Origin of the sequence: Bacteroides sp. AM32-11AC (assembly GCF_003603515.1) — a bacterium.
In the GTDB taxonomy this organism is placed as follows: Bacteria; Bacteroidota; Bacteroidia; order Bacteroidales; family Bacteroidaceae; genus Bacteroides; species Bacteroides uniformis.
This window is the reverse complement of the sequence record NZ_QTNH01000026.1, coordinates 1,282-9,684: the sequence shown is the minus strand read 5'-3', so window position 1 is coordinate 9,684 and position 8,403 is coordinate 1,282. Positions and strand designations below refer to the sequence as shown.

Genomic DNA, 8,403 nt, shown 5'->3' with positions numbered 1-8,403 from the left:
AACCTGAGCACGCTTTTCAGACAGCTTCTGGTTCCAAGAAGCGCTACCGGTAGCCTTATCGCAATAACCGGCAACTTTGTACTTCCTATCCGGATTAGCCTTCAGAATCTTGGCAGCCAACTGGATGTTAACCTTGCCATAGTCGTCCAGACGGGCGCTGCCAATCTTGAAGAAGATAGCACGCGGACCTGCAACTTCAACTTCCTTAGTCACTTCCTTAACTTCAGGTTTAGCGTTGGCCAGTGCATTCTTGCAGTTAGCCAGGTCAGCCTGAGCCTGAGCCAGTTCGCTTCTATATCTGTTGATTTCCGCATTGATAGCATCTTCGTCGATATTGGAAGCCTTCACAAATTTCTTGCCACCGAAGATGTAGCTAACACCTGCGGTCAGCATGCCTGTACCTTCAGCCTTGCGATGGCTGCTGATGTTACCGAAAATGGACGGGGCGATAGCACCGCGAGCTTCTACGTCAATAGCCCACTTGGTGTTGATATTGAACTTCAAGCCCAAACCGGCAGAAGCACCGATACGTGCACGCATTTCAGCTTCACCGGCAGGAGTCATAGACTGCGAAGTACCGTCAGCACTAATTGTAACATCCACATTTTGAGATTTTGCTACAGAAATTTGAGGTCCCAAGAAACCGTAAACTTCGAAGAAACGGTTAGGATTAACGCCTGCGAACAATGTAGAAAGATTGATCATTGCATCAATGTTACCACCTACATAAGTCTTGTTGTGTTCCCAATAAGCATCATCCAAACACAGATGCTGAGTAATACCGTTTACCTGAGCACGTACACCCCACGTCGGAGTAATCAACTTACCAACTGATACGCTGAAATGCGGAGCAATCTTATTGAAACCGTCATTGTTGATGGCGTGGATACCACCACCTACACTCACGAAAATATTATCGCTCCATTTCGGAGTGTAGTAGTTCGTTTTTTCTTGTGCACTTAGATTTGCTGCACAAGCGCCTGCCAATAGTAAGGAGGCTATCATTAATTTACTTTTCATTTTCTCTTTAGTTTAAGATAAATAACAACTAAACGTTCTGTTAATCAGCAACAACAATACCGCCACCAGCATTATCTCCACCATGACCATGGCCATGACCATGACCTGCAGGAGCGTGATTGTGACCAGGAATCTGTTGATCAACCAGGATGTCTCCTAAAGCAGTCGCAAAATTTTTAACCTTCATAGAAGCTAAAATTTCTTCCCCTGCTTTTGTATTAGCATCAGCTTTTTTAACAATCTTATAATCAGTAGTTACAACAGTATAAGCGACATTAATTATCGTACGAGAGTGAGCATAAACCGGAATTTCCTTATCTATCTCAACTTCTTCCTCTTTATAAGTATCTTTAAGAGTACTAAAGAAAGAATTAATAGCTCCGATTTCAAGTAAATCTGTTGTATTGATCACCTTTGTATCTTCCAATACCTTATTTCCTGACTTATTAAGATATTTTCCTGTTGTATAGTAATAGTAATCTGTCGTATTATCTTCAAAACCCTCCTTATTCTCAGTATTTGTAGATTCTTGAGGATCTACAACGATTTTTGTTTCTGCTGTTTCTTTTTGAAGAATAATAGTCGGAGTTAAAGAAGCAAACTGGCCAGCTTGCAATGCAGGAACAGCAACTTTAACTTCTACACTCATATCATTATAAGAAGCGGTAACCGTAGCTGTAGTTGCTGCCAAAGTAGGATTACCAGTAAACGTAGCTGACGGACTGATAGTGACCGTAGCAACACTTGTTACATCAGTTGTAACGCCATTCTCTACAGCAAGTACAATCGGACTGATAGTAGCTTGCGCATTGATAGGCTCAATATTTACATTGAACTCTTCTTTTTCACAAGAAGTGAAAGCTGTAGCCAAAGCTACTACGGCAAGTGCAAACACTGCATTTATGCCGTTTAAGAATTTAATCTTTTTCATCTCAATTAATTAATTAAAAATTTAACAATTCTGACTTAATAAAATATGGGTTAAAACTATTCTCTTCCATTATATTATCACTTGCCTCTGCCTTGTATTGCTTATAATAAGTCCTTTCATTACCCGCATTATATACAATGCCCATATGGGCAGAGGTATTTACACGCGGTATATACCCTCTTCTCTTATACTTATAAGGAGGCAATGATACCTGAAACCGGAATCCTCCATTCGCCTTGGCATGCTCTGCTTTCATAGCATAAAAGCCTATCGAACAATAGCGGAAATGACGAACCATTTCAAATCTGACCCCCTTTTCCTTCATTAGATACTGTTCAGCTTTCAGCGTGAACTGGGTATTGAACTGCGGCCAATAAAAGCTACCCCCCAAAGACCAAGTAGCAACCCATGTAGAAGGATCATAATGCAATTTAAATCCATTCCAATATCCGGTTCCAGTATATCCTATTCGAGCCAATAAAGAAAATCTCTCATCATTAAAAGGCCTAAAAAAATCCACATCAAATCCATATTGATCCGCATTAAAATATCCGACAGTCACTTTGCCAAACACATTATACGGCAACCTGAAGCGTTGTGAAAGAGTCAAATTTCCCGGATGAACCTTACCTTCATATTTTCCATACCCATCATTATAAACCGGTATTTTCACTTGTGCCGTTAGTTTCATTCCTTTCCATAACGAAACCTCTATCGCAGGGCTCAAATCAAACAAGACCTGATAAATCTGTGTAATCACCAGATTCTTGAAAGCTAATTGAGGATACACCAATACATCAATCTTGAACAAAGAGCTATTTTTCAACTTTATTTTCCGTGCATTCTTCCAAGTATCACCCAATTCATAGCTTACATTCCAGTCATCACGTTCTGCTTTGAGCACCGAATCACCCTTTATAGGATGATAATAAAGAGAAATCTGGGGTACATTATTGTCCAGAACTATTATTCGGCATGACTTTTCTTCCGGTAAACCCATCTTTTGGATAACATCCACCGCTTTGCCTATGCCTACACCTTGCAAACGATATGCAGAGTTCTGCAGAACATAAACACGTTCATTGCCATCTTCTGTCCATCCAACATTTTCAAATCCCATTTTCACTAAAGCATTTACAGTACTTTCCCCCGTTTGGCAAATCCCTTTCAAAGGAAGCAAACAGTATAAAAAGAACGCTGCACATTGTGCTATTGTTTTAGTTGTTAGGCACTTTCTTATGTTAGAGTTTTTATACCTCATCTTTTTCAACCATTTTTTGTGTCCGTATAACACAAAATATGGTGCAAAAATAGACACATTTTTAATAATACCAAAGATTTTTATATGAAAAAACGAAATAATGTTGTTTTTTCCTCAAAAGCCCCTAATAAAGACTCAGATTGTTTATATGAAGTATATTAGCTATCTTGAAATCCTTAATATAGTTGTACGTAATTGTTATACAGAATGTTGTTTTTTGTGCCAAATAGTCATTTTTAGCAGTTTTGGCTAACTCACTTATCTCTGTAGAAAGGATAAATAGAAGAAATATCTGCAAGAATTAAAGAGAATGACAAATTGCACTTCGCATTTAACCAACCCCTATGATATATTAGGAATTAAATCGATAGCCTTCTTTTTACTTTCATCTACAAGCTTTGCATAAATTTGTGTTGTCTGTATATTGGTATGTCCCAATAGTTTGGAGACTGTATATAAATCTACTCCCAATGTCAGCATCATTGTTGCATGTGTGTGGCGCGCTGTGTGAAATGTTACATGCTTTGATATCCCAGCTTGTTCAACCCATTTGTGTAAAATCACATTACTTCGTCCCAGTGAGACCAATCCGGCAAATACCTTTTCCGTTTCTGGTGCATTTCCTCTGTCTGGCAGATGTTTTATGGCTTCCGAACAGAGTGGAAGCGATATGGCTTCTTTCGTCTTCTTCTGAATAATACTCAATAGTGCATTGCCATTTTCATCATAGCGTATATCTTCCCATCTCAATGCAATAATATCACAATGCCTCAATCCACAAAAACAGCTGAATAGAAATGCTTTCCTTAATAAGATATTATAAAAAGGAGTATGAACCAATCTGGTCAATTCCTTTATAGTAAGATAATCCCTTTCTGTTCGATTACGTTTTGGTTTGTCCTCATTCTTTATTTTATTCATCGGATTAACAGTTATATAATCTTCAGATACGGCCCTGTTCAAGCAGTATCGCAGCGTTTTCAAATAATAGAATTGGGTGTTAATATGTAATGTCTTTTCCTTCTTACAATGTTCTTGTTTTGTTTTCTTCAAGTAATCTATAAAACCCAACAAATAAGTCTTGTCCACCTTTCTTAGCAATATTCCATTCGGAGTATACCTTTCCAAATGGCATACAACAGCATGTATGGCACTTTTCCGTACTCTATTGTTCACACTTTGTTCTGCTATTAATTTCATATAGCCAGTCAGCTTCATATTGGACAATCTGCTATGATTAAATCCGTAAGCTTGATTATATATTTCCAAAATCTTCTGAGCCTTTATCGCATTTGCCAAATTTAGCGTCTCGGCATTTCTTTTTTTATCAGCTTGATTATGTTCAGGGATAATATACAACTTTAAGAATTCGTATTGTCGCCTTCCATTCATATAAATATCCAGATATATGGATTGGCATCCATTAACCAATTTTTTTGTTCTCACCTTTATTGGCTCTTTTAAATTCAATTGTTTTTTCATATTCTTTAAATAAAAACATACAGTTTATTATTAGTAGTAACAAAACAGTAACAAAAGTCAATCCTAAAAATTGTTTTCATGTTCTATCACTCTTGTCTTTTTTATAATTACCTTATTAGCTATCAAATATTTACAGTATAGAACGCCACGTTACTGAAAGAACAAATATAATAATAAGCCAGAAACAATTAAACTATCAAGAGTGTGGCTATTGCTATGACGGCGGAAACTTTCTCTGGAAATTTATTTTCCATCACTTTGCTTCCACACTTCCACCCACCTCCTGTATCCCCCTATCCATCGGCATTTGCCCTGTGGTGGAAGCAATCCGAAAAGGTGGAAGCAAATTTAGCTTCCACTTGTCTGAAACGCCTGAGTTTTGTAGTAACAATCTGTTTACTAGCATAATATTACGCAAGAGCTACATAAATCAATCAGTTCGGCATTCCGCAGAGGCTATGAAAAGTACCGGGAGAGTGAGCCGTTCAAGCGGATGATTCCTAACTCACGGCTATGAATAATGCCGTCTAATATCCTTTAAGTTGTTGTACAATACATTTGCGCCCTATCCACAATAGATGCGGGCTACGTACTTCATCCGTAAAAGCCTTGGAGTTAGTGACACCTAACAGCCATGAACAACCCTGCTTACGACCATAAAGCAATCGCTTGACGACCATTAGCAGAGTTGTTCATGGCCGTTAGGCGTCATTAATTCCCTATGCAACAGCAGACAAACAAAGGGAGAGAAGCAAAGGATTGTCTGTGTTTTAGATAAAAAGCCCATTTGTTAGCAGGTGTATTCCGGAAGAAAAGTCATGCCGCATAATAGTTCTGGATAATAATGTACCCCAGATTTCTCTTTATTATCATCCTATAAAGGGTGATTCGGTGCTCCAAGCAGAACGTGATGACTGGAATGTCAGCTATGAATTGGGTGATACTTGGAAGAATGCACGGAAAATAAAGTTGAAAAATAGTTCTTTGTTCAAGATTGATATATTGGTGTATCCGGAATTCTCTTTCAAGAACGTGATTATTACGCAGATTTATCAAGTTCTATTTGATTTGAGTCCTGCAATAGAAATTTCGTTATGGAAGGGTATGAAAGCCACAGCACAAGTGAAGATACCAATTTATAATGATGGATATGGAGCTCGGGAAGGAAAGGTTCATCCGGGGTTTCTGACTCTTTCACAACGTTTTCGATTGCCTTATAACGTTTTTGGTAAATTCTCAGTAGGTTATTTTAGTGGCAACCGATATGGTGCTGATGTAGATTTCTTTCGACCCTTTAATGATGAGCGCTTTTCTTTGTTGGCAAGAATAGGATATACGGGAGCTGGACGTTGGGACGGATTTAAGTTCCAATATGATCCTTCATTATGGCGTGTGACGTGGTCTTTGGGAGGAAATTTCTATTGGCCGCGATTTAATACACAGTTCACACTGAAGGCTGAACAGTATTTGTTGAAGGAAAAGGGGATTAAATTCGATATGATTCGTCATTTCCGTTATTGCTCAATCGGCTTTTATGCCATGAAGGCAGAGCATGCTAAAGCGAATGGAGGATTCCGGTTTCAGGTGGCATTGCCTCCTTATAAGTATAAAAGGAAAGGATATGTACCGCGTGTGAATACTTCTACCAATATGGGTATTTCTTATAATGCAGGTAATGAAAGGTATTATTATAAGGAATACAAGGCAGAGGCAAGTGATAATATGATGGAAGAAAATAGTTTTAACCCATATTTTATTAAGTCAGAATTGTTAAATTTTTAATTAATTAATTGAGATGAAAAAGAAAAGTTTTTTAAGTGGCGTAAATGCTAAATTAGCATTGGCTGCAGTAGCTTTGACGAGTGTGATGTTCACAAGCTGCGAAAAGGAAGAATTCAATGTTGCACCTGTGGAATTGGATCCTGCAAGTGCTACCATTGCTGTTACTGTATATGATTTGGGGGATCGTTCTATCATAACAGAAGGCCTTAATATTACAGGTGACACTGAAGTGAAGGCTGGTGCTGATGGTAAAATTGCACCTGAAACAAGAAAGTTTACTGCTACAAAAAAAGATTATTTACCAGGCGAAGGACAAGCTGTGATTCCTGCTTTGAATAAAGGACAATTCGCTTTTGTTCCAGTAAACATTTTCTTGCAGAAAATAACAGATGCCGCTAAGGATGTATATCCTACTCCTGATCCTGAGACTATAAAGCCTGAAATAGGTCAGGTTGTAGATGGTGGAAGTTATACCAATGATGGCCCCAATCCTCAAGACAAAGAATTGTCATATACAGCATATGTCGGTCAAACAGTTACTAACATTGATGAGGTAAAAACTTGGATTGATGCAAATATACCTGCTACTAAGGCTTTGTCTAATGAAGAACTGAAAGCTGTGTTGAAAGCTGCTGTAGAAGGTCTTAATACCGGTTTTACTGCAGTAGTTAGAACAGAAAAAGTAACAATTGCACCTTATACAACTGTTACTTTGAAAGCTACTACAAACTATCAGACTTCTGTAAATAATGTTTCAGCAACAGTAGATGGTGTGGTATATAATATTCCTGGTGTAAATATTAAGGTTGCACTTAATACAACTGCAACACAAGATATTGTTTCAATTACTCATGATCATGGTCACGGTCATGGCAATGGAAACAATGCTGGTGGTGGTAATGGTGACGGTACAGCTTACTAAAATCGTTTTAGTTATTATTTTAATTTTAAACTAAAGGAATAATGAAAAGTAAATTAGTAATAGCCTCCTTATTATTAGCAGGCGCTTGTGCAGCAAATCTGAATGCACAAGAAAAAACGAACTACTACACTCCGAAATGGAGCGATAATATTTTCGTGAGTGTAGGTGGTGGTGTCCACGCTATCAACAATGATGGTTTCAATAAATTGGCTCCGCATTTTAGCGTATCAGTTGGTAAGTTGATTACTCCGACATGGGGTGTACGCGCTCAGTTCAATGGTGTTACTCAGCACTTGTGTCTGGATAACTCGTATTGGGAACATAATAAGACGTACTTTGGTGGTAACATTGATGCAATGATCAATCTTTCTACATTGTTCGCAGGCGTTAATCCTAACCGTTTCTTCGAAGTTTATGGATTTTTGGGTCCTCAAGTAACTGTTGCAAAGTCAGCTAATGTGCTGATTCAAAACGATGGAACAATGATTCCTGATGGGGATGAAAAGGCTAGAGCACGTGTAGGCGCTTCTGCTGGTTTGGGCTTGAAGTTCAATATCAACACTAAGTGGGCTATTGACGTAGAAGCTCGCGGTGCTATCGCTCCGTCTGTATTCGGCAATATCAGCAGCCATCGCAAGGCTGAAGGTACTGGAACTTTGACTGCAGGTGTTAGCTACATCTTCGGTGGTAAGAAGTTTATTCCGGTTTCTAAGATTGACGAAGACGCAGTCAATGCAGAAATCAACAGATATAGAAGTGAACTGGCTCAGGCTCAGGCTGACCTGGCTAACTGCAAGAATGCACTGGCCAACGCTAAACCTGAAGTTAAGGAAGTGACTAAGGAAGTTGAAGTTGCCGGGCCGCGTGCTATCTTCTTCAAGATTGGTAGCGCCCGTCTGGACGACTATGGTAAGGTTAACATCGAATTGGCTGCTAAGATTCTGAAGGCTAATCCGGACAAGAAGTACAAGGTTGCAGGTTATGCTGACAAGGCTACCGGTAGCA

6 protein-coding genes and 1 pseudogene are annotated in these 8,403 nt (G+C 38.7%); 3 read left to right on the top strand and 4 right to left on the bottom strand.

Annotated elements, in window-relative coordinates; all coding sequences use genetic code 11:
* The 4 genes from DW800_RS19215 to DW800_RS19200 all read right to left on the bottom strand — a co-directional run.
* The coding region (locus DW800_RS19215) for an outer membrane beta-barrel protein (protein ID WP_119958283.1) at window positions 1-1,020 on the bottom strand (1,020 nt) is incomplete at its 3' end.
* Between the two features lie 40 nt (window positions 1,021-1,060).
* Complete coding sequence (locus DW800_RS19210) at window positions 1,061-1,951, bottom strand: DUF3869 domain-containing protein (RefSeq protein ID WP_009036836.1); 891 nt, start codon at window positions 1,949-1,951, stop codon at window positions 1,061-1,063.
* A gap of 13 nt (window positions 1,952-1,964) precedes the next feature.
* Window positions 1,965-3,212: a hypothetical protein gene (locus DW800_RS19205; protein ID WP_119958282.1), complete on the bottom strand. Its 1,248-nt coding sequence runs from the start codon at window positions 3,210-3,212 to the stop codon at window positions 1,965-1,967.
* A gap of 342 nt (window positions 3,213-3,554) precedes the next feature.
* Window positions 3,555-4,694: a site-specific integrase gene (locus tag DW800_RS19200; RefSeq protein WP_119958281.1), complete on the bottom strand. Its 1,140-nt coding sequence runs from the start codon at window positions 4,692-4,694 to the stop codon at window positions 3,555-3,557.
* A gap of 801 nt (window positions 4,695-5,495) precedes the next feature.
* Here DW800_RS19200 and DW800_RS19190 point away from each other — a divergent pair.
* The 3 genes and pseudogenes from DW800_RS19190 to DW800_RS19180 all read left to right on the top strand — a co-directional run.
* Window positions 5,496-6,476, top strand: a pseudogene (locus tag DW800_RS19190) (hypothetical protein); the annotation flags it as partial.
* 13 nt (window positions 6,477-6,489) lie between these two features.
* On the top strand, window positions 6,490-7,398 hold the full coding sequence (locus DW800_RS19185; RefSeq protein ID WP_009036841.1) for a DUF3869 domain-containing protein: 909 nt from the start codon (window positions 6,490-6,492) through the stop codon (window positions 7,396-7,398).
* 41 nt (window positions 7,399-7,439) lie between these two features.
* A partial coding sequence (locus DW800_RS19180) for an outer membrane beta-barrel protein (RefSeq protein ID WP_207814343.1) occupies window positions 7,440-8,403 on the top strand: 964 nt, incomplete at its 3' end.